Source organism: Niallia sp. Man26 (assembly GCF_022049065.2).
Lineage (GTDB): Bacteria > Bacillota > Bacilli > Bacillales > Cytobacillaceae > Niallia.
In genome coordinates, this window is sequence record NZ_CP095743.1 from 1,200,988 (window position 1) to 1,226,925 (window position 25,938).

Consider the following 25,938-nt stretch of genomic DNA (forward strand, 5'->3'; position numbering starts at 1 on the left):
AGTAGAGAAAATAAGTCCAACCACCTAGTATTTTTACTAGATGGTTGGTTGAATAGATTTATAGTGATTAAAAGAACTTGAATTGCATGTATGTAAAAGAATTTTCTTTAAACATTTAGAAATCCACGCACTTTTGTCCTAATATATATACTATTCAGTCTTTACTTTTTCTGCATATTCACGTACAACATCGAAATTGCTGTCATCAGAAACAACATATCCTTCATGTGTGTAAATTTCTCTTATGATTTCATGGCCTTCATCACTTTTACCGATGGCAATAAATGCATCTTGTAATTTCTTTTTCCATTCGTCTGTCATGTCAGAGCGTACAGATACTGTATCGTTAGGAATTTCCTCTGTAAAAGAAATAACCTTTGTATCCTCAAACACAGTTGGGAAATCTGCTTTTACAATGTTACGAGCATCTTGGAAAACAGCTGCAGCATCCACATCACCATTAAGTAGAGAGATGATTGCTTGGTCATGACCTTTTACTGTAATACCTTGTACATCTTTAAGTGGGTCAAGATCATTATCCATTAATGTAGCCGCAGGCCATACATACCCAGCAGATGATGTAACATCTTGGAATGCGATTTTTTTGTCTTTTAGATCAGCAACGGAGTCGATGCCAGAATCGTTTTTCACTACGAAAATAGATTTATAGAAATCTACCAATTCGTCTTTTTCTGAACCATCATCATTAATACCTTTACGTTGTGCTTGAAGAATTACATCAGCAGCATCTTTTTCTTTAGCTAATACATAAGCTGTTGGAGGCAAAAAGCCAACGTCAACTTGTTTAGAAGCCATTGCTTCAATAATTGTGTTGTAGTTAGTAGAAACACTTACTTTCACTGGAATGCCTAGTTCATCAGATAGCAAATCTTCAAGCGGTTTTGCTTTTGCTTCAAGTGTATCAGCACTCTGAGAAGGAACAAACTGAACGGTTAATTCCTTTGGTTCATATCCCTCTGACGCGTTTGAGCCAGTTTCATTTGATGATCCACAGCCAGCAAGAACACCTGCTGCTAACGACAAAGATAGACCGAATGTTGCAATTTTTTTGAACATTATTTTACCTCCGAAAGATGTTATGTGTTATTACATGTAAAAATATAGCATATAAAATTGTAAAATAGTGAAAATTTTGTATAAAAAAATTATTATTTTTTTGTAAATAGTAACTATTGAAATATTCTGATAATTATTGTAAAACTAGTTATGTCGGCGTTTTTGAAAGAACAATGAATGGACAAATGTTTATTATTTTCCAGAAAATATTATTGTGAAATATCGCACTAAATAGATAGAATGCTATTTTCTGAAAAAAAAGAAAGAAAAAATGATACTCTTCTACTATAATAAAGCATGCAAGCGAGTGTACGATTAAAGATATAGGAGTGGAGAAATTTGACAGATACAAATGTAACAATACTATTTACTAGCGATGTGCACGGGAATATTTATCCTCTTCTTTATGGCAATAACCAGCCGGCAAATGTTGGTCTCGGAAAAGTAGCAGCTATTCTTGCAGAAGAAAGGGCCAAAAATGAGCATACAATTGTTATAGACAATGGGGATTTAATTCAAGGAACACCATTAACTTATCATTATGTGCATGCATTAGCTGATAAAAAAAACCCAATGATCCAAATATTAAATAAGCTCCAATATGATGGCGCAGTTATAGGAAATCATGAATTTAACTATGGACTCGATATTCTCCGCAAAGCAGCCTCAGAGTCAGAGTTCCCTTGGTTATGTGCAAACATAATCGATGAAACGGCAAATCAACCTTTTCTTGGCAAGCCATACATAATCAAGAACGCTGGCAATATCAAAATTGCAATACTTGGCATTACTACACATTACATACCAAATTGGGAAAATCCATCAAATATAAGCGGACTTCGCTTTCATGATGCATTAGAAGAAGCAAAGTATTGGGTCGAGAAAATAAAAGCAGAAGAGCAGCCTAATTGCATCGTTGTTTCCTATCATGGCGGGTTTGAAAAAGATATAGACACAGGAGAGCCGACAGAAGCTCTTACTGGGGAAAACCAGGGCTTTAGCATGTGTGAACAAATCCAACATTTAGATGTACTGATAACAGGTCATCAGCACAGAACACTGACAGGCAACATCAATGGTATTGAAGTTATTCAGGCAAGCAACAATGGCCAGCTAGTCGGTAAAATCACGTTAACGTTCACTGAAAATGGAAAGCTTGCAGCAAAGAAATCTGAGCTGCTTTCGACAGAAGGAGTCGAGGCAGATCCTGACATTTTGGCGCTTGCTACTAGCTATGAACAAAGCACACAACAATGGCTGGATACACCGATAGGCTTTATCGACGGAGATATGACTGTCTGTGATCCAATGGAAACCCGCTTGTCGGACAGCCCTTTAATTGAATTTATTAATAAAGTTCAAATGGAAGCAGCCGGTGTAAAAATCGCTAATACAGCACTGTTCAACAATGATTCACCTGGCTTCAAGCCGAATGTGACAATGAGAGACATTGTTTCTAATTACATTTATCCAAATACGCTGAAGGTTCTGGCCATCTCTGGCGAAGATATAAAGGATGCATTAGAGCAAAGCGCGAAATACTTTGAAGTCGACGAAAACGGTAATCCAGCCGTAAATAAGACATATCTATATCCAAAACCGCAGCATTATAATTATGATATGTGGGAAGGAATTGAATATATATTAGATATTTCTAAGCCAGTCGGACAAAGAGTCACGAAGCTGCAATATGCAGGCAAGGATATAAAGAAAGACGAACAGTTTGAAGTAGTTATGAATAATTATCGGGCCGGCGGGGGCGGTAACTACTTCATGTATCAGAATAAGCCTGTTTTAAGAGAAGTGCAGTTTGACATGTCTGAGCTTATCGCTGATTATATTACGGAAAGAAAAACGGTCAAGGCAACATGCGACCATAACTGGAAAGTTGTCTGGTAAGAGGAATACATCTTCATAACTAGGAAAGAAGCATTGGCAGCAATGCTTCTTTTTCATACAGTAATATTTCATTGACATTCCTTTTTTACTGCTATAGTCTTAATATTAAAAAATTAATTTGTACTATTGGAAAGGGATGAGAAGCTTTGGCAAACAGGCCTGTAATCGGGATAACAGGTGCGTATGTCCTTCATAATAAATTTATGGAGGGGACATATGTTCATCATGATTATCAAAAAACAATCCATGCAAATGGCGGACTTCCGGTCATTTTGCCTTTTGTCAGCGCAGAGCTGGCAGAAGAGATGGTCGATCATTGCGATGCGATTCTGTTAAGCGGCGGAGAGGATGTAGATCCTCAGTTTTATCATCAAGACCCACATCAAAAATTGGCAAGCACGATTCCCTTGAGAGATGAAGTTGAACTCGCGCTTATAAAAGCAGCGATGGAGAAGCAAAAGCCGATACTGGCTATTTGCCGCGGTGTTCAGATACTTAATGTTGCTTTAGGTGGTACATTGCTTCAGGATATTCCAAGCCAAGTTAGTGACAGCATTCAGCATACCCAAACAGCAGAGCGCAGCAGAGATACTCATTGGACAAGCATTGATGCGAGCAGCAAACTTTATGAAATAATGGGAGTAGAGTCGGAAAGAGTCAACAGTCTCCATCATCAGGCAATAGACAGGCTCGCAGAAGAATTGATCGTGACAGCAAAAAGCTCTGACGGCATTATTGAAGCAGTTGAACATAAGGATTATGGTAATTTTTTATTAGGAATACAATGGCATCCAGAGTCGATGGCTTCCACCAATGAAAGAATGAATCGGATTTTCACTGAGTTTATCGCTGCGGCAAAATAAACATTAGTTTAAGCCGATAGAGGGCAGCAAACAGCAGCCCTCTTCTGGTTTATTCTTTTAGAGAGCATGACAATTGTTTATTTCCCCTTTTTTATAGAGAACATATGAGAAAAGTGCTAGTATGTTAAGTAGATGAAATATTGTTTTATTGGTAAAGCAAACTTGAAAGATCGTAAACCCAAGCGATTGAAAAGAGTATACTGGGGTGAAATAGATGCTAGAAAATCGCACAGGAAATCTTTTAAAGCAGCTAATGGCTGCAGAGGACCTAATAACAAGTGAACAATTATCGAGAGTGCTTCATGTTACATCAAGAACCATACGCAATGATATGAAGGAACTGGAATCATTGCTAGCGGCAAATGGCGCGAAAATTAAATCTGTGAGAGGACAAGGCTATAAATTAGTAATTGAAAGTGACCAGCTTTTTCGGAAATTTCTGCAAGAAAGTTTTCATAAGGGAAAAGACGATATTATTCCGACGCTGAAAGGCGGAAGAGTTCACTACATTATTAACAGGCTTTTGCTGACAGATAAAAACTTAAAGCTGGAAGACTTGGCAGAAGAGCTGTTCATAAGCAAATCGACGATCCAAAATGACTTGAAAGAGGTGAAAGAGCTTCTTTTAGTTTATGATTTAAAAGTCGAGAAGACAGGAAACAGTGGACTAAGAATAAAAGGGGATGAAGTTAATCTTCGCTTTTGCATGTCAGAATATCTATTTAATAGAAAGCTTGATCAGACAGAGCTGACATATGATCCAGCAGCCCTCTTAGTAAATGAAGAGTTAGCAGCTATTCGCAATATCATTCTCGAAGAAATCAGGGATGCTGGCATCACCTTATCCGACATTAGCTTGAATAATCTCGTTGTTCATATTGCAATTGCTTGTAAGCGTATACGGGAAGGGAATTATATTTCCGCCATTCCGAAAGAAAAAAATGAAATACTAAAGGAAAAAGAGTATGCAGTTTCTGAAAAAATTGTTCGAACAATTGAAGAAGAGCTTAACGTAGCATTTCCTGAAACAGAAATTGCTTATATCGCCATCCACCTTCTAGGCACAAAATTGCTGACTCATCATGAGCTAACAGATGGGGAAGTGCTTGAATTTATTGATGAAAGCATCATGGATTTGACCAAAAAAATACTCGCTGAAACGGACGAAAAGATGGACCTCGGCATTAAAGAAGACAGAGAGCTGTTTACAGGATTGTCTTTGCATTTGAAGCCAGCGATTAACAGATTTCGTTATAAAATGAATTTGAGAAATCCGTTGTTAGACGATATTAAATCTAATTATCCTATTCCTTTTGAAGCAGGAGTTGTGGCTGCAGGAGTTATTAATAAGGAATTAGGCTATGACATTCACGAAAATGAAATTGCCTTTTTGGCTCTGCACTTTGGAGCAGCAATGGAAAGAAAAAAAGTCAGCAGTAAAAAGAAACGGTGCATGATTGTCTGTGCATCAGGAGTGGGAAGTGCCAATCTGCTTTATTATAAGCTGAAGTCTCAATACAGCTCAGAACTTGAAATGATCGGAACAACAGAGCTTTATAAGGTGAAAGAAATCAATTTTGCAGAAATTGACCTTATAATCAGCACGATTCCCATTAAGGAAGAAGTGCCTGTTCCTGTTATTGAAGTAAATACGATTCTTGGAGACAGAGATTTTGAGAAAATCAATGGAGCATTATATTCTAAGAAGGCAAAAAACAAAGCTGATTCTTCTATTAGAAGCGAGTTAGTCTTCTTACAGCAGCCTTTTGATAAAAAGGAAGAGGTATTTGCCTTTTTAGAGGCAGAGCTTTTGAAGCTAGGCTTAATTGACGAAAGCTTTATGGATAATGTGAGAAAGCGCGAAAAAGTGTCACCGACATGTTTTGGGAATTTAGTCGCCATCCCGCATCCAAATACGCCGCAGACTGAGGAGACTTTTTGGGCCTTTTGCACATTGCAAAAGCCAATTGACTGGGGCGGAAAGAATGTTCAGTTTGTTTGTCTGTTAAGTGTGCAAAAGAACAGTACAGGAGATTTTCAGGAAATGTATGACGTGCTGGGAGATGTTCTTGACAGTCCTGCCATTATTCAGCATATGCTGAAATGCAAAAGCTTTTCAGAATTTAAGGCTGTTTTTCCTTCATAAGAGAGTTAAGGGTGTGAGGATATCATGAGAATATTATTATGCTGTGCTGTCGGCATGTCTACAAGCTTGCTTGTGCGCAAAATGAAGAAATATGCAGAGACCAATAATATAGATTGCACTATCTGGGCGATTCCTGCTGAAGCGATCAACCATCATTTAGATAAAGCAGATGTTATTTTGCTTGGACCGCAAGTTCGGTTTCTGCTCCGTGATGTTACAAAAATGGCAAGCAAAAAAGAAATTCCTGTTTCCATCATTAATACGGTGGACTATGGAAAGTTTAATGCAAAGGAAGTTCTTGACCTTGCTGTGAAACTGGTTTCAGAAAAGAAAAACAGCGGGCTGGCCTTTTTGGATGGCCAGCAATAAGCTTTCCAAACACGCAAAAAAACATGAATAGTTTTCTGACTTTATCAAAAGATAGAAGAAGAACGGAAAAGAAAAGAAAAAAAGTTAGTATTAACATTGAAAATCAGCTAAAATAGAAAGGTAACACATATTTTTATTTGGAGGTATTTTACCATGAGCGAAAAAACTTTTACTATTATTGATGAAACTGGAATACATGCAAGACCAGCTACATTATTAGTAAGCACTGCAAGCAAATTCAAATCAGACATGCAAATTGCATATAAAGGCAAATCTGTAAACTTGAAATCCATCATGGGCGTTATGTCACTTGGTGTACCAAAAGGCGGAGAAATTACTATTTCTGCTACTGGTGAAGACGAAGCAGAAGCTGTAGATGGTTTGGAAGCAGTTCTTAAAAAAGAAGGCCTAGTAGGCTAATCCAAACAAAATACATACTAAAAGCCCCCTATACATTAGGGGGCTTTTAGTTTTCATAAGAATTATTGTCCAAATATTCCGATTATCATGTAAAATGGGAATGGGAGGGAAAACTAATGGTTGTAAAGGCAGAAGGTATTGGACTTAAAAGGAATGGGAAATGGATTTTAAAGGATATTAATTGGGAAATTAACCGCGGAGAGCATTGGGTGCTATATGGCTTAAATGGAGCAGGAAAAAGTGCGCTGCTTAATATGATTTGCGCTTATTATCATCCAACAGTCGGAAAGCTGACTGTGCTTGACAAAGAATTCGGTGCATCAGAGCTTGGTGCTAATTTAAGAAAAAGAATCGGCCTTGTATCGAGCAGGCTGCAGCAAAATCTTTATGTATCAGACAGTGCCTATGAAATCATTTTGAGCGGTGCTTATGCAAGCATCGGTTTATATGAAACACCTACAGATGAAGTCAGGGCTAAAGCAATCCGCCTTCTTAGAGAGCTAGGCTGTTATGAATATGCCGACAGGGCATACTCCAGCTTATCGCAAGGAGAGAAGCAGCGTGTTTTAATTGCCCGTTCACTTATGCTCGACCCAGAGCTCATAATTCTTGATGAGCCGGCGACCGGCCTTGACTTTTTAGCAAGAGAGCAATTGCTTGAAACAATTCAAACCTTGGCGCAAATGGAAGCGGCCCCGACGATTATTTATGTGACACATCATCTGGAAGAAATTTTGCCAGTATTTTCTTCCACATTGCTTTTGAAGGAGGGGACTGTTTTTGCTAAAGGAAAAACGGAAGAAATTATGACAAGTTCTAGCTTAAGCGAGTATTTCTCCTTTCCTGTCGATGTTATCTGGAGTAATGGACGGCCGCTTTTGGCAAAACATGTAACTCAATGACTTAAGAGATGGAATAAGGCTGGCCAAATTTCTGGCCAGCCTAAATCATGTGCATGGTTAATCCCAATCCTCGTAAACAACAACACCGCCAGTTAAATCAATGGTGTTTCGTTCCCCTTTATATAATAGCTTTCCGTTTTCCTCGACAATCAGATTCTCATAAGTAAATACTTTTTTGCCAGTTGGAAGGGTAATGATTACTTTGTCTCCTAGGTTTTGGTCATTGGGCTTATCTGCAAAAAATAGCTCTGTGAAAATAAAGCCGCCGATAAAAAGAAGAAGTAAGACACCACAGCTAATAAGGTATAATTTTTTTTTCCCCTTTTTATGATCCTGGTTTGCATGTTTTTCTAATCGATTCATCTTTTCCTCCATACTTGCATTGTTCAATAAATATTTAAAAATTCCCTTATTAGTAAAATATGAGATTTTCAAAAAAAGATGATTAATAATCGTAATTTAGAAAGATAGTAAATAATAAAAATGTGAATGATTAAAAAAATTAATAAATAGTGAAACTTCTCCGCGCTTTCTTCGTAAATAAGTTATCAAAACATTTAGAAAGGATAGGTGGTGAATGGTTTAGTTTGGGAGAGTGTTTTTTATAAATAAAACTTTAGAAAGTGAATGATGCTAAATGGAGCTATTCGGAGTTAGTATAATATCCATTTATCTCGCTGTATTAGTGATTTCAGCGGTGCTCATTTTGTTCTCCATCTTTTTTTCCGATATTATTCATGCAGATATCGGCATCCTTAATCCTACATTATTGCTTTCCTTTTTGACGATTTTGTCAGCATGCGGATATTTATTAGAACGCTATAGCGATATGAACAGTCTGTTAATTCTTGGACTGTCGGCGATAGCGGCCTTAATTGCGGCAAGTTGCTTCCACTTTTTTGTATTAATTCCATTATCTTCTGCAGAGGAGTCGCTCGTGTACAATGAAGAGTCTTTAAAGGGAAGAATCGGAAAAGTAATAACTGCAGTTCCAAAGGATGGTTTCGGGGAAATAATGATTGAAAGCACAAGCGGACATATTTCAAAGACAGCGGCCAGTTTTTACAATGAAGTTATCGAAAATGGAACAGAAACAATTGTGGTGGAGGTGAGAGACCGGATTTGCTATGTCGTCCCGTATGACGGCTGAAATGATTTACTTACAACATAAGGGAAAGAAGGAGGAACAATGATGGGAATTGCTCTAGAAATTTGGATTATTATCGGAATTGTACTTATTTTGTTTATTGCGTTAGTAGGTATTTTTATCGCTAAATATAAAACAGCAGGGCCTGATGAAGCACTTATCGTTACAGGCAGCTATCTAGGTTCGAAAAATGTTCATGTAGATGAATCAGGAAATAAAATTAAGATTATTCGCGGCGGCGGTACATTTATTTTGCCTGTGTTTCAGCAGTCAGAGCCGCTAAGCTTGCTGTCAAGTAAGCTAGATGTATCCACACCAGAAGTTTATACAGAACAAGGTGTTCCTGTTATGGCTGATGGTACGGCTATTATAAAAATTGGCGGATCAATTGGCGAAATTGCAACTGCAGCCGAGCAGTTCCTTGGAAAATCAAAAGGAGATCGGGAAAATGAAGCAAGAGAAGTGCTGGAAGGTCATCTTCGCTCGATTTTAGGGAGTATGACAGTCGAAGAAATCTATAAAAACAGAGATAAATTCTCTCAAGAAGTGCAGCGGGTTGCGTCACAAGATTTGGCAAAGATGGGCTTAATGATTGTTTCCTTTACAATAAAGGATGTAAGAGATAAGAACGGCTATTTAGATTCTCTTGGTAAGCCTAGAATTGCCCAAGTGAAAAGAGATGCAGACATCGCTACAGCTGAGGCAGACAAAGAAACAAGAATTAAAAGAGCAGAAGCAGATAAGGATGCGAAAAAGGCAGAATTGGAGCGGGCTACTGAAATAGCAGAAGCGGAAAAGGAAAATCAGATGAAAATGGCTGATTTCAGAAGAGACCAGGATATAGCGAAAGCTCGTGCTGACCAGGCATATGATTTGGAAACTGCACGTTCTAAACAAGATGTAACAGAGCAAGAAATGCAAATTCGCATCATTGAAAGACAAAAGCAGATTGAACTGGAAGAAAAAGAGATACTAAGAAGAGAAAAGCAATATGATTCGGAAGTGAAAAAGAAAGCCGATGCAGACCGTTACGCAGTGGAGCAGTCAGCAGAAGCAAATAAACGCAGACAGATGGCAGAAGCCGATGCCAATCAATACAGAATTGAGTCACAAGCGAAGGCAGAAGCCGAAAAAGTTCGTGTCGATGGATTGGCTAAAGCGGAAGCTGAGAAAGCAAAAGGGGAAACAGAAGCAGAAATCATCCGCTTGAAAGGTTTAGCAGAGGCAGAGGCGAAGCGGAAGATTGCGGAAGCATATGATATGTATGGCCAGGCAGCTATGTTAGATATGGTGTTGGAGATGCTTCCTGAGTATGCGAAACAAGTGGCAAGCCCGCTTGGCAACATCGATAAAATTACAGTTGTCGATACAGGCGGAAACGGCAGCTCTGGTGCAAACAAAGTATCAGCATATGCGACTGATTTAATGGCAACAATGCAAGAATCTTTAAAAGCATCTGCTGGGATTGATGTGAAGGAGCTTCTGGATAATCTTTCAGGTAAGAGAGTCGACGCGCTCCCTTCAGAAGTAAAGGAATAAGATGAAAAGGGTATCCTGATTCGAGGATACCCTTTCGTCTGTAAACAAACTTTAAAGAGGAACTGTATTCATTCTATAAATAATCGAAATGGATGGGGACTACAGAAAAAACTGCTCGCTTTGAATGCATCATATCATTTAAATGTCCTGCTAATCTTTAAAGCAATATTTATTCTTAATTCCTTTTTTTCTTAGCAAACTAAAAGGGCATCCTATTTTTTAGGATACCCTTTTGATGGATTATTCTGCTTTCAAGTCTTCAATAGAATCAATATCCATATAACTTGGAACTACAAAACCAAGCTTTGTGCCTTCTAGGTTTGCACCTAGATCTTCAAACTTGCCTTTATACTTAGTAGCATAATCTTCATGTGTTATTGGCAGCCAGCCTGCAACATGTGCATCAAGGCTTCCATCTGCAACTCCAGTCCACATTGGACCTGCTTCAACTTGGCTTAATGTAACGTCATAACCTAGGTCAGTCAAAACTTTGCCGATAACATTTGTACTGGCAATTTCACTGTCCCAAGCAACATAGCCAAGCTTAATTTTATCGCCATTTACTTTTGAAACGCCCTTCGTCCATTCACTTACAACATCGGCATTATCTTTCACCCATGCAGCAGCTGCATCTTCAGGTTGTGTTCCATCATAAATTTCCATCATAACTTCGCCCATTGCATCTGTATCCCAATGGAAGTTATCAAGCACTTGATATGCTTCTGGCATATCTTCTTTTAAACCGTTGCGAACAATTGTATGAATGTTTTCATCTTCGCCGAATGAACCTTTAGGATCATCTAAATATTTCAGATCATATGCATTAAACATCCAATGCGGAGTCCATCCTGTAATAATGATTGGCTCTTTTTTATCATAAGCTTTTTTTAATGTGGCAGTCATTGCCGCACTTGAACCTTCGACAATTTCCCAGTCAGACAAATCATAATCTTCCTTGGCTTTGTTTGCTGCCTTCATAATTCCTGCACCAGGGTCAATTCCGATAATTTCGTGATCTACCTGCTCTGCGATGGGAGCATTCTCGTCTGCTTTAGAACCGCAGGCAGCAAGAGCGAAGACTAATGCTGCTGTAAATACTAATGTTATTAATTTTTTCATGTGTTTAAATTCCCCCTCGTTTTTTTGTACCAAGATTTTGTGTAATTCTATCAAGAATGATTGCAACCACTACAATTGCCAAACCGGCTTCAAAGCCACGTCCGATTTGGATTTGAGTAACTGCTCGGTAAACGTCAGCACCTAACCCAGGAGCTCCGACCATTGCAGCGATTACTACCATGGATAGCGCAAGCATAATACTTTGGTTAATACCGGCCATTATTGTCGGCATGGCAAGGGGAAGCTGAACCTTCAATAGTTTTTGTGCTGTGGTGCTTCCGAAGGACTCGGTCGCTTCCGTAATATCAGCAGGTACTTGCTGAACACCAAGAATCGTTAATCGAATAGTAGGTGGCATGGAGAAGATAACAGATGCTACTACACCAGGAACGACTCCTATATTAAAGAAGAAAATAGCAGGAATTAAATATACAAATGCTGGCATTGTCTGCATAAAGTCTAGTACAGGAACAACTATTTGCTTCACAGTATTTTTTTGCGATGCCCAAATTCCAAGCGGCACCCCTATGATAATCGAAATAATGACAGCTGACAGCACAAGTGCTAATGTGTCAAGCATTGGATCCCAATACCCAAGATTATCAACTAGAAATAAACCAACTAAAGTAAATAATGCGATTTTCTTATTTGCTAATTTCCATGCAATCAATGTCATAAGAATAATAAAGATATAGGAAGGGATAAAAGCAAATACAGCTACCAATGAATCTACTACAACTTCAAGACCTTCGCTGATACCGTCGAATGCTACTGCGAATGTGGTAGTCAGCCAATCTACAAATGTGTCAATCCAATCTGCAACCGGAAGTTTTGGAAATAGATTTTCCATTAGTTAAGCACCTCCGTTTTTTGTGTTTCAATCATTTCTAATGAACTGTTAATATTTTCATTATTGCCGGCAAGTGCACCGATAACAGCACCTCTGACAAGCATGCCTTTCAAGCGATGTTCCCCGTCTGTTACTGCAACAGGTATACTTGCAGTTGAAACTTTATCGAAGAGGTCAACCAGCAATGTTTCCCCGCTTACTGTTACTGTCTCTTCCAATATTTCATGCAGAGGTATGTTGCTTTCAACCGCTTTTTTAGCTGCATCTGCTGTTACAGCACCAAGCAGCACTCTTTTTTTATTGACTACATAAATGCTGGATATTCCGAGGTCTCTCATCATTTGGAGAGCAACACGAGGCCCTTTGTCTACGTTAACAGCTTCTGCACGTTTCATAACATGGTTTGCTGTTAATACTTTCGAAAGATCAACATCTTCGACAAAACGCTCGACATAGTCGTTAGAAGGATTCATTAAGATTTCCTCTGGTGTACCTACTTGGACAATGGTTCCGTCCTTCATTAAGGCGATACGGTCACCAATACGTAAAGCTTCATCTAAATCATGTGTAATAAAGATGATTGTTTTTTCCATATTTGATTGCAAATCAAGTAATTCATCCTGCATATCTTTACGGATTAACGGGTCAAGTGCACTAAAAGCTTCATCCATCAGCAATACGTCTGGATCATTTGCAAGTGCTCTCGCAAGACCAACCCTCTGCTGCATTCCGCCGCTGAGCTGATCTGGATATTGGTTTTCATAACCTTCTAAGCCGACTAGTTTAAGAGATTCTAAAGCACGCTGTTTTCTGGCAGCTTTATCGATCCCTTGTATTTCCAAGCCAAACTCTGTATTTTCCAGAATCGTGCGGTGCGGAAGAAGAGCGAACTTTTGGAATACCATGCTAATCTTTTCTCTTCTGACTTTACGTAGTTCTTCCTTAGACATTTTCACAATGTCCTTGCCATCAATGTAGATTTTCCCTAGTGTGGGATCAATAAGTCTGTTCAGCAAACGGACTAGTGTTGATTTACCGCTCCCTGATAATCCCATAATGACAAATATTTCGCCTGCTTTAATTTCAAAGCTTGCTTTGTTAACACCGACAGTTGAACCTGTCTTTTTTAATATTTCCCCTTTACTCTCACCCTTTTGGAGAAGGGAAATGGCTTTTTTGCTGTTTTTACCGAAGATTTTTGTAACATCTTCAATTTTCACTTTTACGTTGTTTTCCATTCTTTCACCTCGTTTTTTCGGGAACCGTCAAGCTGGCACTCCATAAGTATAGTATTAATTAACTTATTCTCGCAAAGCTTATATTCAGTCAAATTCATTCATTCTGTACGTACAGAAAAAACTGTACGTACTGTAATAGAAGTTTCCTTACAATTCCTCTTAAATACTGCCGAATGCTATTGTGATTGTTTCTTTACAAATTTATTAATCATGATAATCTATAAAGGAATAATAATTAATTTGAACAAACGTAGATGCGAAAAAGTGGAGAGTTGCCACAAAGATACAAAGCATCAGTTTCTCCGTTTTTCTTCTATATAATGAATGATGAAATTGGATGTGAATATAGCAATGGAAGGTAAAGAACAACTGGAAAGGGCTCGAGAAAGAGTAATTGACGTAATTGCTCAAAATATGGACTTGTATGGCGTAACAGATTCAATCGGCAGACTATATGGAATGTTAATGTTTCAAGAGCAGCCAATGACACTGGATGAAATGAAAGAAGAGCTCGGCATGAGCAAAACGAGCATGAGTACATCTGTCAGAACTTTATTGGAATTGAAGATGGTCGATAAAGTATGGAAAAAAGGGGTAAGAAAGGATCTATACAAGGCAGAAAGTGATTGGTACCAAAACTTTGTTGATTTTTTTGCAATTAAGTGGAGAGCGGCTATTTCGGAAAATGAAACCGAAATGAAAAAATCACTGACTGAATTAAACAAGCTATTGGACCGGGAAGATGTCGACGAAGAAGTAAAAGAAATGGCGAAAAGCGACATCCAAAAACTCGAGTACGCTCTAAATTACTATGATTGGCTCGAAAGATTTGTAGACAGTCTGGAATCAAAGGAAATCTTTAAGCTTATACCTATGAAGGAAACAGAATAACAAACTAAAAGGCCTCTCTATAATTTAAGAGAGGCCTTTTTAGTTTTTCAGAAAAAATATTTCACTAAGAGAATGTTGATTGGAACGAATAGGTGAGACAGCAGCTGTGCTCCTTTTAGCAATGAGAAAGAGTGCGTGTGCCTGCTTGTACTAGTCAAAAACCTAAAAAATGTGCATTTGACTATCGCACATTCTGGGGGTTTTGAATAGGATATATGGAATTTAAAAAAGGAGGAGTTAATTATGGGTGAAGTAGGATACGGCGGAGGTTTCGCTCTATTAGTAGTTTTGTTCATCTTGTTGGTAATCATTGGCGCTTCTTGGGGCTACGGCGGACTTTACTAAGAGATAAAAATAATTAAATTATAAGGAGGAACACTATATGTACGGATATGGTGGATGTGGTTATCCTAGCTACGGTTATTCATGCGGAGGACATGGTTACGGCGGAGGTTTCGCGTTAATCGTTGTTTTGTTTATTCTTTTGATTATTGTAGGTGCAGCTTGCTTTAAATGGTAAGTATATGGAGTAAGCCTGATTCCAGACGTGGAATCAGGCTTTTTCGATAAAAAAAATAAAAAAAACGATAAAAAATGTTTAGAGCCTAAAAATAACGGGTAAAGAATACTAAAAAAAATTTTTGAATTAGGGACGTGAGGGGACATGCAAAGAAGATGGGTTATTTACCGTTTGACAGCACAGGAAAAATTCAATTAAAACATAGTTACATATCATGAATAAACCATTGTCACTTTTTACCATATATTACAATAGGTGTTGGAGTAGTATAATTATAGACATATAACATAGGGCATCAATTTATATCTTAAAAATACATATATTCTTTATAGAATCGGGGGAAATTATGACTGAAAACATCTCTACCCATTCATCGGAGCATACTGATAGGATGAATGACTATTATGTGGTCGGAATTGGGGCTTCGGCTGGCGGACTGGAAGCAATTGAACAGTTTTTTGCCAATATGCCTTCAAACACAGGTATGGTCTTTGTCATTGTACAGCACCTTTCATCCAAGTATAAGAGTTTTATGCCGGAGTTGCTCGCCAAAAAAACGAACATGAATATTTTACGGGCGGCAAAAGGAATGCAGTTGGTTCCTAATACGATCTATTTAAATCCTCCGAATCAGTTCTTAACAATTAAAGAAGGAGTTTTTGAGCTGGAGGAATATGAGAAAGACAAGCATTATAACTTTCCAATCGATACATTTTTCAGGTCGCTTGCCTATGAAAAGCAGCAGAAGGCAATAAGTATTGTTTTTTCAGGTAATGGAACAGATGGGACAGAAGGTATTCAGATCATAAAAGAGAATGGAGGAATTGTGTTTGTTCAGGAAAAAGATACAGCTAAATTCCATAACATGCCAAAAAGTGCAATCACTTCAGGAGTTGCTGATTATGTAGAAGCTCCTTCTGACATTCCTGTAATCATCCAGACAATTACAGATCCATCCAGCTTAAATTATAGTGAAGAGTCACTTAAGCATATCTTTAATATTTTGCTGAAAAAAACAGGTATTAACTTCTCCTATTATAAAAAAAGCAGTGTGCTGCGCAGAATCGAAAGAAGAATGAAGGTAATTAAAGATCCGCTGCATTCATTAGATGCGTACCGTGATTATTTGTTTAAGGTTCCAGAGGAGATTGATTTACTGCAAAAGGATCTTCTTATCGGTGTAACTCAATTTTTCAGAGATCCAGAAGCCTTTAAGGAAATCGAGAAGCTGATACCAGAGCTTGTAGAAAGAAAAATAAAAAATGGTGAAGAAGAAATCCGGGTGTGGACTGTAGGCTGTTCAACAGGACAAGAAGCGTATACAATGGCTATGCTTATTGATCAATATATCGAGACAATTGAAGATTCAATTGATTTTCGTATTTTTGCAACAGATGTTGATAAAGATTCTATAAAGACGGCTAGCCAAGGGATATATGATAGTGAACTGTTAAGCGAAATTCCGTCATACATAAAAGAAAAATACTTTGAGCCTGCCGGTGAAAAGTACCAAGTTAAGAAAACAATCAGAAAGAAAATTGTGTTTGCTCCCCATAATATTTCAAAAGACTCCCCTTTTGTAAATATTGACTTAATCAGCTGCCGCAATATGATGATTTACTTCCAGCCTGAATTGCAGCAAAGAATCTTGTCGCTTTTCCATTTTTCCCTGATTGAGGATGGAATACTATTTTTAGGATCAAGTGAAACAGTTGGCAAGCTTTCTGGCTTTTTTGAGCCTATCCATTCTAAATGGAAAATCTATCGCAACAAGCAAAGTGATAAATGGGATTTGAAGGAGCCTGCAATTCATTCCAAAACTAAGGCGAAGGAAACCACAAATTCCGATGTGCATGTACCTACCACATTCTTTGATGCACTGCCAGGACGAAAGGTAGACTTGCTTTATCAAAAGCTTGTTAATGATTTTATTAATCCATGCATCATTTTAAATGAGCAGAATGAAGTGGTGCTCACCTCGAAAAAGGCGAATCGTTTTTTATCGGTTCCGATTGGTGAAACGAATTACAGTATTTTTAAAATGGTTCCAGCTCATCTGTCGGTCATTATTGGAACAGGTTTAAAAAAACTAAGAGAAAACGAATCAGAAGTAACGTATAAAAATGTGCTGTTAGTCATTGACAAGGAAGAAAAATATTTCGACTTAACGATTAAAAGATTTCTTGATAAAGATGCTCTTTCGATTCTTTTGTTTCATGAGGAAGAAGAAAGTAAAGGAATTATTTCCTCACCTATCTATTTTGACCATGACAGCACAATCAGTGAAAGGGTCATCGATTTAGAGCAGGAATTATTCTATACGCAACAGAATCTGCAGACAACAATAGAGGAGCTTGAAACGTCCAATGAAGAGCTGCAATCAACGAATGAAGAGCTGATTGCCTCTAATGAAGAGCTGCAATCGACCAATGAGGAGCTGCAATCTGTCAACGAAGAGCTTATAAATGTTAATAATGAATACGAGAATAAGATTGCCGAGTTAACCGATTTAACGAATGACTTGGATAATCTATTAATAAACACAAATATAGGAACGATCTTTTTAGATAAAGGTTTCAACATTAAATTATTTACACCAGAAGTGCAGAAAATCGTCAATGTGCTGGACATGGATATTGGCCGTCCGTTATTTCATATCTCCCATAATTTAGAGCACGGTTCCTTACTTGAGGACGCAAAGGAAGTATTGAAAACGACATCTAAAGTGGAAAGAGAAATTCGCAGCTATGACGGCAACTGGTATGGCATGAAGGCAATGCCTTACCGCACGAGCGATAATATTGTCGATGGTGTTGTTATTACTTTTACCGATATTACAGAAATTAAAACCTATAATCAAAAGCTGAGTCTGACTTCCAGCGTGATTGAACAGAGTCCGACAAGCATTATTATTACCGATAAAGCTGGTAGAATTGAATATACAAATGAGCGCTTTAAGCTTCAGACTAAGCAAGAACTCGATTGTATAGGCCTGCATATATTAGATGTGTACGAGCAATACTTAAATGCAGAGGGATTTCTAGCAGTTTGGGAAGCTATTAAAGCAGGCAATGATTGGGAAGGGAATATTACTTACCGTTTGGATGATGGTATTGAAAGATGGGAGAATGTCAGTTTTCATCCGATTAAAGATTCGTATGGAAATTTAGTTAATATTCTTCGCACATCTGAGGATATAACGGAAAATAAAAAATCAGAAGCCATGCTGAAAAAATCAGAAATGCTTTCTGCTGTCGGCCAGCTTGCCGCAGGTATTGCCCATGAAATTCGAAATCCATTAACTTCACTGAAAGGCTTCTTGCAGCTGATGATGCAGAGCAATACATATAACAAGGAATATACGGAAGTGATGTTCTCAGAATTCAATAGGCTGGAGTTGATTATCAGTGAATTCCTAGTATTGGCAAGACCGCAAGCTGTTGCATTTAAAGAGCAGCAAATAGAAGGAATTCTAGAAGATGTCAATGTATTGCTGAGTACTCAGGCAATCTTAAAAAATATCAGTCTTGCACTAGACTATGAACTGAATATGCCTCCTGTTTATTGTAATGAAAAAGAGTTGAAGCAGCTGTTTATCAACATGATTAAAAATGCAATGGAAGCAATGGATTCAGAAGGTGCAATCTCTATTTCTGCCCGAATGGAAACAGAAGGTCAGCTTCTTGTCAAAGTGTCAGACCAAGGGAAGGGAATACCGAAGGAGCAGCTAGAAAGAATGGGCGAGCCTTTCTTTACAACAAAGGAAAAAGGAACTGGCTTAGGATTGATGATCAGTCAAAAAATCATTGATAACCATAAAGGCACACTGACTTTCCATAGTGAAGTAGGAGTAGGTACAACTGTTGAAATGAGATTTCCTGTCAAATGAAAAAAACCCTTAGTAAAGGGCTTTTTTCATTTCATCAACAAGAGACTTTATTTCATACAGCTCATCATAAATCATTTCCGAATATTCCCCTTTTCCATCTTCAATAATGAGCGGGGAAATAACACCGAGCAGGTCAACTATTGTGGAAGTTGACCTTTTAACTTTATCCAGCTTTTTCTTTGTATCGAGATTTTGAAGATGATCAAGACTTTCTTTATCCTGCTTTAAGACTGGAGGCATAATTTTTATATCCTGCCCAGCCTGCAGTTTGAGCAATGCTTCTCTTAGCTGGTTTAGCTCATAGGAAAGATTGATATATTGGCTGTCTATGAAATGACAAACGATATAATAATGTTTGTTAGCTGAATCATATGTATATTGAATCTGACATAGAGCCAAACCTTCACTTGTTTTCATATTCGCTTCCATCGATGTTTTTCCATGGCTGTCTGTAAGAAAGGCAATCGTTTTTTCGCGGCTTTCAAGATCAACGAGCTCCAGAAAACTATCAGCAGCAAAAAACCTCGCCTTGCTTGCATTAGATCTTGCTAATATGGAATAGCGGTCGTTTATTAGGAAGAATGGCATTGGCATCAAAGATAAATCTACCATCATAAAGAGTCACCTCTTGCAGAATGAATAAAGCTGCTTTCTTCATTGTAATCTTTAAGCCAGTATTTCAACTGTGATTGTTCTGATATAAAGATGGTTGCAGGACTTGCATATGGTCTTAAGTTATAATCATGAAGCAGTCTGCTTCCGACAATTATTGCAGGCTGTGGTGTTAGCTCTTCAAGCTGTTCAATATATGGGCGGAGAGTTGGAATTGAATAAGACATCGACAGGGACATGCCAATTACATCAGGCTTCCATTTCTGTGCCATATAAACAGCGTGTTCAAGCGGAAGGTTAGCACCGAGGTTTTTGACATCCCAGCCAGCTTCTTCGAAGGTCGAAGCTACCATTTTTAGCCCTAGCGTATGGTGTTCCCCTTCTAGGCAAAATAATAATGCCTTTTTTGCTAGTGCATCGTTCTTTTGGATATTCAGCATAAAATGAGAGAGTATGATTTCGCAAATACCTGTAGCTAAATGCTCATCTGCAACACTTATTTCGTTTTTTTGCCATAATTCTCCGATATAATTCATGGCAGGTGTAATTAATTCATCGTAAATAAAAGAAGTATTATAGCCTTGATAATCAAGTTCCTGAATAATTGCCATGCTTTTTTGTATATTGCCTTCAAGTAAAGCGCCAGCAAGCTCTTTAGCCGAAACGAAATGCGTCACTTTGTATTGTCACGTCCAATCTGGAGTATTGTCTTCGTTATGAATGAAGTTTCGAAATTGTAGTAAATAAATTATACTATAAATACTGGATCAGTTAACTAGAAAATCATAGAAGGGATAAAGAGATAAAGAGATGAATCTTTTGGATAAAGAAAAAATCGTCGAAAAACTGTTTGTTAAGTTTTATGAACAGTATCCTGATTTAGTAAGGTTTGGAGAAAATGGGAGAAAACGAACAAGAGAGGATATAAACTATCATTTTCAGTATATGGAAACGGCCTTTTCTCTTCAAAATAAGCAGATATTCCATGATTATATCATCTGGTTAAGTGAGGTCCTTGAGACAAGAGGAGTAGGTAAGCATTTACTTTATATAAACTTGGAGTGGATTGCTAGTGAGCTTCGCGAATTAGAACAGACAGATGAAATAATCTTTTATCTGGAAATCTTGGCTGAAGGGATGGTAATCATTAAAGCAGGCAGTCAATAATGAAGGAAAACTCCAGCAGATTTGCTGGAGTTTTCCTTATTCGATATTAAAATAGAAAGCTTTCGTATTAGCCAATAGTTGATTATATATTTGTTTTGCTGGCATATTCTTTAGTTTTGATAGTTTCTCCATTGTGTGATGAATCATGGCAGGCATTGTTTTATGGTTATGAAAAGGGCCTTCAAAGGGCCATGGTCCATCGGTTTCTGCCATGATCTTTTGCAGAGGATATTGTGCCGCAATACGTTGGATTTCCTCTTCATAAACAATATCAGGTGTAAAGGAGATATAGCACCCGTTTGTCTTCATCCGCTCTAATGTAGTTTCGCTTCCTTTGAACCAATGAAAGTGGGCTTCCATATAGCTGTGTTTTTCTAATAATTCCAAAGCAAGCGGTGCTTCATCATAAATGCAGTGCAAAATGATTGGTTTCTTCACTTCCTTGGCGAGCAGGATAAATTGCTCAAGTACTTCAAGATACGGCTCAAGAGGATAACTTTGTGGGTCTTTTTGTCTTTCATAATGAGGAAGACCAACTTCGCCTATTGCAATCATATCTTGCTGATGCAGCTTAATCCATTCAAATAAGTCTGCGAAGTCTCTATCCTTTAGGAGCGGCTGTTCTGGATGAAAGCCGAATGCCGGGTGAACGAAAGAGAAATTTTTGCTTAATTGCCGATTGCGGATGGAGGAAGCTTTGTCCATTGATACAGCAATAAGAGCAGCTATTGATTCATCTCTTTGGATATTGGCAATTTCCTCCTCGGAATATTGGTCAAGATGAATATGAGCATCAATTATTCTGTTCAATCTGCTTTACCTCCGAAGGTTTAAGTTTATAATAGATATCTTTCTTCCATTCTAAGAATTCCTGATTGAGCCAAAGATCGTCTGCTCTCGGCCGAGGAAACGGCACCGTTGCTTCCATAAGCTTATCGTTCGGATTAGAAGGAAGGATATAAATTCTATCCGACAGATACAAGGCTTCATCAATATTATGAGTAATAAAGAGAACCGTTCTTTTATCCATACTCCATAACGATAAGAGCCATTTCTGCATTTCCAATCTCGTCAGCTCATCAAGGGCGCCGAACGGTTCATCCAAAAGAAGCAGTGGCATCGGACTCATTAAGGCTCGAACAAAGGAAACACGTTGTTTCATCCCTCCTGACAGTTCAGCAGGAGTGGCATTAGCATAGGAGGATAAGCCTGCTTTTTTGAGCATATCCAGTGCAAGCGCCTTATCCTTTTTGCCGTTAATTTCTTGGGTAATCAATACATTTTCCAATACAGTCCGCCAAGGAAATAAGGAGGGTGCTTGAGGCATATAGCTGATATGGCCTTTTTGTCCAGTAATATCCTTGCCGTTTTGCATGATGTTTCCTGCATCAGGCTTTAGCATCCCGCCGATGAGATGGAAGATGGTGCTTTTACCACTCCCCGATGGTCCTAATATAGAAACGAATTCTCCTTCTTGAACCGTCATATTTAAATCTCGTAGAACAGGTTTTTTTTCAAATGACATGCTTATATTTTTTAATTCCAGTTTGCCCATTTACTTCTCCTCCTTGCTTTGGCCGCGGATGCACCATTTCTCAAGCAGTTTAATGACAACGAAAAAGAGCAAGCTTAATGCCATAATAGCAAAAATCGCCACAAATACACGGTCTGTGCGGAATGATTTGGATGCCATAGTCATATATACTCCAATTCCTTCTTTCGAACCAAGCCATTCAGAGATAACGGCACCCATAACACTATAGGTAGCTGATATTTTTAATCCAGAAAAAATCGACGGCAGGGCATAAGGCCACTCCAGCTTCCAAAACATTTGCCGTTTTGTGCTGCCTGACATTTGCATAAAGTGTTTAAGCTCTGGAGATGTTTGTCTGAATCCGTCAAGACAGGCTACTGTAATCGGAAAAAAGCATACGAGTGTAATAACAATTAGCTTCGGCATAATACCAAAACCAAACCATACTACAAGCAGTGGTGCAAGCACGATAGTTGGAATGTTTTGAGACAGAATCAGCAGAGGATACACAGCTTCCCGGAAAAAAGCCACCCGATGCAATGTGACAGCAATCAGTAGTCCGACTGCACTACCAATCAAAAACCCAATAACAGACAGCTTTGTAGTGGCAATCAAGTGAACGAAAAAAGTATCCCAGCTTGCATTCGCTTCCGTGAGTATCGCCGAAGGAGAGGGAAGCAACCAGTTCTCGATATGAAAAAACCTTACAGCAGCTTCCCAAAGTCCAAATAAAAGAAGGAGAACCAGTAACGGTCTCCAAAATGTTAATAAAAATTTATTCATTAGCGATATTTCCCCGTTAAGTCTTCCATTGTAATTCCGTCAGGCTGATAAAGAACTTTAATTTGGGTAATAACATTGCTCGATCCAATGTCTGTCATCTTTTTGTTCATGGAGCTGATAATTTGAAACAGCTCATCCATGTCACCTTCCATCGTTGTTTCTAACGGATGGACTTCATATTTAACACCAGAATCTTGAATAATTTTAATTGCCTCATCCACATAGGGAATTACATTTTCCCCGTTTTTTGTTTTTGGAATGATTTGTACACTAATTAATGCATTTGCCATTATTCGTCTCCTCCTTCAGGCAGAAATTCGTTTGTAAATGCTTTGTCTGCATCAAGCTGCTTTTCTAACAGCTTATTGTCATACATCCAATCAGCATAGTTCTTCCAAACAGACAGCTTTTGTTCCCCCCAGCGAGGTGCGTCATCTTGGTATTTAGATGCCAGCCACTCTTGGCTTTTTTTCACTAGCTCCTCATCTAAATCTGGTGCATGCTTTAACAGGATGGAAGCTGCATCGTCCGGGTTATCTATTGTGTATTCATAGCCCTTTGTTGCTGCTTTAAGGAAAGCTTTGACGGTTTCTGGATTATCTGCAATCATACTTTCGTTTGTGGAAAGTACAGGTGTGTAATAATCAAGCTTATCACTGTAATCAGTTAAGTAAATCATATTAATCTTTTCGCCGCGAAGCTCTGCCTCCACTCCGGTCCAGCCGTAATAAATCCAGGCGAAATCAATGTTTTGCTTCATTGCCGTGAAATAGTCAGCATCTCCGATATTAACAATATCAACATCTTTAACATCCGTATTTTCCTGCTTCATCAGGGATGAGATGACAGAAGCTTCAACTTCTGAACCCCAGCCTCCATATGTTTTACCTGCAAAATCCTTAGGTGATTTGATGTTATTTTCTGCAGGTGAAGCAAATCCGGATGTATTATGCTGAATGATTGCTGCGATTGATACGAGTGGCACACCTTGAACTCTTGCTTGTGTAATTCCTTCTTGATAGCTAACGCCAAAGTCTGCTTTTCCGGATGCGACTAAGGAATCAGCACCAGCTTCACCAGGTGTGATGATATCAACATCAAGTCCTTCCTCTGCGAAATAACCTTTTTCCTCTGCTGCATAAAGTCCTGTATGATTAGTGTTTGGTGTCCAATCCAGAACAACAGTGATTTTTTGCTTTTTGTCTTCCCCTTGCTCCTTGCTGTTTTCTGATGTGTTGCTGCAGCTTGCTAAAAGCAGGACTGCGGCAAAAGCCATTAAAGCTTTTTTCATAATGCTTCCTCCTGTAGTAAGAAAAAAAGTTAGGAACCTGTAACGAAGTAGGAAAGTTGCTGCACTATAACGTTAAGTTAAAAGTGAGCCGGCAACTGTTATAAAAACGAAAAAAAAGTTCAAGTTACATGAACCTGAACGCTTTAAATACAAAGGTATGTAAAGAATGTCCGTTTCCTACGCTGGCATTAACCAGATCAGGTTCAAAGGGTTTTTATCTTTCGGATAACTCTCAACCAGCAACACTGGTTCCCCTAGTAATTCTTTTTTTCTCATTCTGTTTTCCTGCTTATTATAGCAGATATATAAGACTTGTCCTATATCTTCCATCATATAAATCAAATTTGGCTGTTTTTCTTCCATTTTTCAAAAGCAATCAGCTCCTGATTAACAGCAGAAAGGACGTATTTTAAGACAAGTGCATCGTCGACAATTCCAATGCCAAAGATAAAATCCGGAATAATATCTAATGGAGACAAAAAATATAATAATCCTGCAACAATCAGCACCATTGATTTCTTGTTAATTTGCCGATATGTGCCGTTTTGGTATGCCTTGACTAACGAAAGCAGTAACTGAAGCTTGTCCCAAAGAGACGATAGCCACTTTCTGTTAGAGGTTGCTTTTGGAACAGCCTTTTTTAACAGCTCTGTTAGTCTGGAAGGCTGTTCCACAAGTGCAGCCGCTTTTTTTTCATGTTTTTTATATCCTGTTTCTATTTTATCTTTTTTAAATAACAACATCATCAACTCCGTATAAAGTGTACTGTATAAATAATGTTTGCTTCTTTACCATTCATTAAACATTTCCCTTTATATAGGAGATAAAACTAATAAGGAGAAATTTACTTTCTTTTCGTATGGTTGTTACAATGAAAGTAAAGATTAGAACTGGAGCTGATCATGATGTTGGAAGAATGGATTAAAAATGCAAACCATCTTGTCGTTTTTACCGGTGCAGGTATGTCAACCGAAAGTGGTTTGCCCGATTTTCGGTCTGCAGATAAAGGATTATGGACAAATGAACAAAAATCATATTTATCAAGCACAGATGCACTGAACCATCATTTAGAAGATTTTATCGCCTTTTACAGGGAAAGAGTATTAGGAATTTCTGAATTTAAGCCGAATAAGGGCCATTTTCTGTTGGCAGAGTGGGAGAAAAGAGGTTTGTTAAAAGGGGTTATAACCCAAAATGTAGATGGATTTCATTTTCTTGCAGGAAGTAAAAAGGTGTATGAGCTGCATGGGACTCTGCAAAAGCTCCATTGCCAAACATGTAAAAAAACATATTCGTGCAACGAATATCTGCATGAGGTTTATGTATGTGAATGCGGCGGCACATTGCGTCCATCCATTGTTTTATTTGGAGAAATGCTGCCGGAAAAACCGTTTCTTCTTGCAGAAAAAGCAGCTATTGCATCAGATGTGTTTATCGTGCTAGGCTCTTCACTGAGTGTGTCACCAGCGAATCAAATCCCCTTGCTCGCTAAGCAGACGGGAAGTAAATTAATAATTATTAATAACGAAGAAACAGAGTTTGATTACCTTGCTGATCTCCTAATCCGCGAAGCAATCGGCCAAACGCTTGAATGTGCAGAGGCAAAGCTTAACAGCATATAAAAAAATGCAATCTTTGCAAAAACTAGGGTATGGGGAAGGGATTGCAAACTTTTGTGTATC

General features: G+C 38.3%; 27 protein-coding genes and 1 riboswitch. Of the genes, 14 read left to right on the forward strand and 13 right to left on the reverse strand.

The features are described 5' to 3' along the window. Window positions 1–150 precede the first annotated feature (150 nt). Complete coding sequence (locus L8T27_RS05980) at window positions 151–1,077, reverse strand: phosphate/phosphite/phosphonate ABC transporter substrate-binding protein (protein WP_233314686.1); 927 nt, start codon at window positions 1,075–1,077, stop codon at window positions 151–153. 339 nt (window positions 1,078–1,416) lie between these two features. Here L8T27_RS05980 and L8T27_RS05985 point away from each other — a divergent pair, with 339 nt between their 5' ends. From L8T27_RS05985 to L8T27_RS06010, 6 genes are all read left to right on the forward strand, one after another. Next, a complete protein-coding gene (locus L8T27_RS05985) occupies window positions 1,417–2,976 on the forward strand; it encodes a bifunctional metallophosphatase/5'-nucleotidase (protein ID WP_237941125.1) in 1,560 nt (519 codons plus the stop codon). Window positions 2,977–3,122: 146 nt separating this feature from the next. Next, window positions 3,123–3,839: a gamma-glutamyl-gamma-aminobutyrate hydrolase family protein gene (locus L8T27_RS05990; protein ID WP_233314684.1), complete on the forward strand. Its 717-nt coding sequence runs from the start codon at window positions 3,123–3,125 to the stop codon at window positions 3,837–3,839. A gap of 214 nt (window positions 3,840–4,053) precedes the next feature. Continuing rightward, window positions 4,054–5,985, forward strand: coding sequence for a BglG family transcription antiterminator (locus L8T27_RS05995; RefSeq protein ID WP_237941126.1), 1,932 nt, complete (start codon window positions 4,054–4,056; stop codon window positions 5,983–5,985). Between the two features lie 24 nt (window positions 5,986–6,009). Then, window positions 6,010–6,354, forward strand: a complete 345-nt coding sequence (locus tag L8T27_RS06000; protein ID WP_233314682.1) for a PTS sugar transporter subunit IIB — start codon at window positions 6,010–6,012, stop codon at window positions 6,352–6,354. 153 nt (window positions 6,355–6,507) lie between these two features. Next, a complete protein-coding gene (locus L8T27_RS06005) occupies window positions 6,508–6,774 on the forward strand; it encodes a phosphocarrier protein HPr (RefSeq protein ID WP_233314681.1) in 267 nt (88 codons plus the stop codon). 116 nt (window positions 6,775–6,890) lie between these two features. Beyond that, complete coding sequence (locus tag L8T27_RS06010; protein ID WP_237941127.1) at window positions 6,891–7,676, forward strand: ABC transporter ATP-binding protein; 786 nt, start codon at window positions 6,891–6,893, stop codon at window positions 7,674–7,676. Between the two features lie 57 nt (window positions 7,677–7,733). Here the strand turns inward: L8T27_RS06010 and L8T27_RS06015 are convergent, their stop codons facing one another. Further along, a complete protein-coding gene (locus L8T27_RS06015) occupies window positions 7,734–8,039 on the reverse strand; it encodes a hypothetical protein (protein ID WP_233314679.1) in 306 nt (101 codons plus the stop codon). Window positions 8,040–8,313: 274 nt separating this feature from the next. On the opposite strand from L8T27_RS06015, the gene L8T27_RS06020 reads away from it, so the two are divergent. Together L8T27_RS06020 and L8T27_RS06025 are read left to right on the forward strand one after the other, a co-directional pair. Then, a complete protein-coding gene (locus L8T27_RS06020; protein WP_233314678.1) occupies window positions 8,314–8,826 on the forward strand; it encodes an NfeD family membrane protein in 513 nt (170 codons plus the stop codon). A gap of 48 nt (window positions 8,827–8,874) precedes the next feature. Next, window positions 8,875–10,362, forward strand: coding sequence for a flotillin lipid rafts scaffold protein FloT (locus L8T27_RS06025; protein ID WP_233314796.1), 1,488 nt, complete (start codon window positions 8,875–8,877; stop codon window positions 10,360–10,362). 240 nt (window positions 10,363–10,602) lie between these two features. Here the strand turns inward: L8T27_RS06025 and L8T27_RS06030 are convergent, their stop codons facing one another. From L8T27_RS06030 to L8T27_RS06040, 3 genes are read right to left on the reverse strand one after another with little or no spacing between them, the layout of a single operon-like run. After that, window positions 10,603–11,481: a glycine betaine ABC transporter substrate-binding protein gene (locus tag L8T27_RS06030; protein WP_233314677.1), complete on the reverse strand. Its 879-nt coding sequence runs from the start codon at window positions 11,479–11,481 to the stop codon at window positions 10,603–10,605. Between the two features lie 4 nt (window positions 11,482–11,485). Further along, the gene (locus L8T27_RS06035; protein WP_233314676.1) at window positions 11,486–12,331 is read right to left on the reverse strand and encodes an ABC transporter permease; all 846 of its coding nucleotides are present in this window, start codon (window positions 12,329–12,331) and stop codon (window positions 11,486–11,488) included. Beyond that, window positions 12,331–13,569, reverse strand: a complete 1,239-nt coding sequence (locus L8T27_RS06040; protein ID WP_233314675.1) for a quaternary amine ABC transporter ATP-binding protein — start codon at window positions 13,567–13,569, stop codon at window positions 12,331–12,333. Before L8T27_RS06040 ends, L8T27_RS06035 begins: the two co-directional genes overlap by 1 nt. A 351-nt stretch (window positions 13,570–13,920) precedes the next feature. Between L8T27_RS06040 and L8T27_RS06045 the strand changes: the two genes are divergently transcribed. The 4 genes from L8T27_RS06045 to L8T27_RS06060 all read left to right on the forward strand — a co-directional run bounded on the left by L8T27_RS06045 (window position 13,921) and on the right by L8T27_RS06060 (window position 18,869). Beyond that, window positions 13,921–14,460 (forward strand): GbsR/MarR family transcriptional regulator, encoded by a 540-nt coding sequence (locus tag L8T27_RS06045; protein WP_233314674.1) that lies wholly within the window; start codon window positions 13,921–13,923, stop codon window positions 14,458–14,460. A gap of 243 nt (window positions 14,461–14,703) precedes the next feature. Next, window positions 14,704–14,805, forward strand: coding sequence for a YjcZ family sporulation protein (locus L8T27_RS06050; protein ID WP_233314673.1), 102 nt, complete (start codon window positions 14,704–14,706; stop codon window positions 14,803–14,805). A 37-nt stretch (window positions 14,806–14,842) separates the two neighbouring features. Continuing rightward, a complete protein-coding gene (locus tag L8T27_RS06055) occupies window positions 14,843–14,980 on the forward strand; it encodes a YjcZ family sporulation protein (protein WP_233314672.1) in 138 nt (45 codons plus the stop codon). A 346-nt stretch (window positions 14,981–15,326) separates the two neighbouring features. Further along, entirely contained in the window at window positions 15,327–18,869 is a 3,543-nt protein-coding gene (locus tag L8T27_RS06060; RefSeq protein WP_237941129.1) for a CheR family methyltransferase, read from the forward strand. 9 nt (window positions 18,870–18,878) lie between these two features. Here L8T27_RS06060 and L8T27_RS06065 read toward each other — a convergent pair whose 3' ends face one another. Then, window positions 18,879–19,484 carry a hypothetical protein gene (locus tag L8T27_RS06065; protein WP_233314670.1) on the reverse strand — a complete coding sequence of 202 codons (606 nt, stop codon included), beginning with the start codon at window positions 19,482–19,484 and terminating at the stop codon, window positions 18,879–18,881. Continuing rightward, window positions 19,481–20,158, reverse strand: coding sequence for a cobalamin B12-binding domain-containing protein (locus tag L8T27_RS06070; protein ID WP_233314669.1), 678 nt, complete (start codon window positions 20,156–20,158; stop codon window positions 19,481–19,483). The genes L8T27_RS06065 and L8T27_RS06070 overlap by 4 nt, the downstream gene beginning before the upstream one ends. 142 nt (window positions 20,159–20,300) lie before the next feature. Here L8T27_RS06070 and L8T27_RS06075 point away from each other — a divergent pair, with 142 nt between their 5' ends. Beyond that, window positions 20,301–20,648, forward strand: a complete 348-nt coding sequence (locus L8T27_RS06075) for a hypothetical protein (RefSeq protein WP_233314668.1) — start codon at window positions 20,301–20,303, stop codon at window positions 20,646–20,648. A gap of 36 nt (window positions 20,649–20,684) precedes the next feature. Here the strand turns inward: L8T27_RS06075 and L8T27_RS06080 are convergent, their stop codons facing one another. The 6 genes from L8T27_RS06080 to L8T27_RS06105 form a co-directional block, all read right to left on the reverse strand. Then, window positions 20,685–21,458 carry a TatD family hydrolase gene (locus tag L8T27_RS06080; protein ID WP_237941130.1) on the reverse strand — a complete coding sequence of 258 codons (774 nt, stop codon included), beginning with the start codon at window positions 21,456–21,458 and terminating at the stop codon, window positions 20,685–20,687. Further along, complete coding sequence (locus tag L8T27_RS06085; RefSeq protein WP_237941131.1) at window positions 21,442–22,203, reverse strand: ABC transporter ATP-binding protein; 762 nt, start codon at window positions 22,201–22,203, stop codon at window positions 21,442–21,444. Before L8T27_RS06085 ends, L8T27_RS06080 begins: the two co-directional genes overlap by 17 nt. Then, window positions 22,204–22,965, reverse strand: coding sequence for an ABC transporter permease (locus L8T27_RS06090; RefSeq protein WP_237941132.1), 762 nt, complete (start codon window positions 22,963–22,965; stop codon window positions 22,204–22,206). Next, window positions 22,965–23,255, reverse strand: coding sequence for a thiamine-binding protein (locus L8T27_RS06095; protein WP_233314664.1), 291 nt, complete (start codon window positions 23,253–23,255; stop codon window positions 22,965–22,967). The genes L8T27_RS06090 and L8T27_RS06095 overlap by 1 nt, the downstream gene beginning before the upstream one ends. Next, window positions 23,255–24,256, reverse strand: a complete 1,002-nt coding sequence (locus tag L8T27_RS06100; RefSeq protein ID WP_233314663.1) for an ABC transporter substrate-binding protein — start codon at window positions 24,254–24,256, stop codon at window positions 23,255–23,257. Before L8T27_RS06100 ends, L8T27_RS06095 begins: the two co-directional genes overlap by 1 nt. Before the next feature lie 157 nt (window positions 24,257–24,413). Beyond that, window positions 24,414–24,522, reverse strand: a riboswitch (TPP riboswitch). 72 nt (window positions 24,523–24,594) lie between these two features. Then, window positions 24,595–25,002: a YkvA family protein gene (locus L8T27_RS06105; protein WP_233314662.1), complete on the reverse strand. Its 408-nt coding sequence runs from the start codon at window positions 25,000–25,002 to the stop codon at window positions 24,595–24,597. 159 nt (window positions 25,003–25,161) lie between these two features. Between L8T27_RS06105 and L8T27_RS06110 the strand changes: the two genes are divergently transcribed. Next, window positions 25,162–25,878 (forward strand): NAD-dependent deacylase, encoded by a 717-nt coding sequence (locus L8T27_RS06110; protein WP_237942265.1) that lies wholly within the window; start codon window positions 25,162–25,164, stop codon window positions 25,876–25,878. Window positions 25,879–25,938 lie beyond the last annotated feature (60 nt).

Coding starts and splice junctions, on each gene's coding strand:
- L8T27_RS05980 (WP_233314686.1), bottom strand. CDS start 1,077: ATGTTCAAAAAAATTGCAACATTCGGTCTATCTTTGTCGTTAGCAGCA.
- L8T27_RS05995 (WP_237941126.1), top strand. CDS start 4,054: ATGCTAGAAAATCGCACAGGAAATCTTTTAAAGCAGCTAATGGCTGCA.
- L8T27_RS06000 (WP_233314682.1), top strand. CDS start 6,010: ATGAGAATATTATTATGCTGTGCTGTCGGCATGTCTACAAGCTTGCTT.
- L8T27_RS06005 (WP_233314681.1), top strand. CDS start 6,508: ATGAGCGAAAAAACTTTTACTATTATTGATGAAACTGGAATACATGCA.
- L8T27_RS06010 (WP_237941127.1), top strand. CDS start 6,891: ATGGTTGTAAAGGCAGAAGGTATTGGACTTAAAAGGAATGGGAAATGG.
- L8T27_RS06015 (WP_233314679.1), bottom strand. CDS start 8,039: ATGAATCGATTAGAAAAACATGCAAACCAGGATCATAAAAAGGGGAAA.
- L8T27_RS06020 (WP_233314678.1), top strand. CDS start 8,314: ATGGAGCTATTCGGAGTTAGTATAATATCCATTTATCTCGCTGTATTA.
- L8T27_RS06030 (WP_233314677.1), bottom strand. CDS start 11,481: ATGAAAAAATTAATAACATTAGTATTTACAGCAGCATTAGTCTTCGCT.
- L8T27_RS06035 (WP_233314676.1), bottom strand. CDS start 12,331: ATGGAAAATCTATTTCCAAAACTTCCGGTTGCAGATTGGATTGACACA.
- L8T27_RS06040 (WP_233314675.1), bottom strand. CDS start 13,569: ATGGAAAACAACGTAAAAGTGAAAATTGAAGATGTTACAAAAATCTTC.
- L8T27_RS06045 (WP_233314674.1), top strand. CDS start 13,921: ATGGAAGGTAAAGAACAACTGGAAAGGGCTCGAGAAAGAGTAATTGAC.
- L8T27_RS06050 (WP_233314673.1), top strand. CDS start 14,704: ATGGGTGAAGTAGGATACGGCGGAGGTTTCGCTCTATTAGTAGTTTTG.
- L8T27_RS06055 (WP_233314672.1), top strand. CDS start 14,843: ATGTACGGATATGGTGGATGTGGTTATCCTAGCTACGGTTATTCATGC.
- L8T27_RS06060 (WP_237941129.1), top strand. CDS start 15,327: ATGACTGAAAACATCTCTACCCATTCATCGGAGCATACTGATAGGATG.
- L8T27_RS06065 (WP_233314670.1), bottom strand. CDS start 19,484: ATGATGGTAGATTTATCTTTGATGCCAATGCCATTCTTCCTAATAAAC.
- L8T27_RS06085 (WP_237941131.1), bottom strand. CDS start 22,203: ATGGGCAAACTGGAATTAAAAAATATAAGCATGTCATTTGAAAAAAAA.
- L8T27_RS06090 (WP_237941132.1), bottom strand. CDS start 22,965: ATGAATAAATTTTTATTAACATTTTGGAGACCGTTACTGGTTCTCCTT.
- L8T27_RS06095 (WP_233314664.1), bottom strand. CDS start 23,255: ATGGCAAATGCATTAATTAGTGTACAAATCATTCCAAAAACAAAAAAC.
- L8T27_RS06100 (WP_233314663.1), bottom strand. CDS start 24,256: ATGAAAAAAGCTTTAATGGCTTTTGCCGCAGTCCTGCTTTTAGCAAGC.
- L8T27_RS06105 (WP_233314662.1), bottom strand. CDS start 25,002: ATGATGTTGTTATTTAAAAAAGATAAAATAGAAACAGGATATAAAAAA.
- L8T27_RS06110 (WP_237942265.1), top strand. CDS start 25,162: ATGTTGGAAGAATGGATTAAAAATGCAAACCATCTTGTCGTTTTTACC.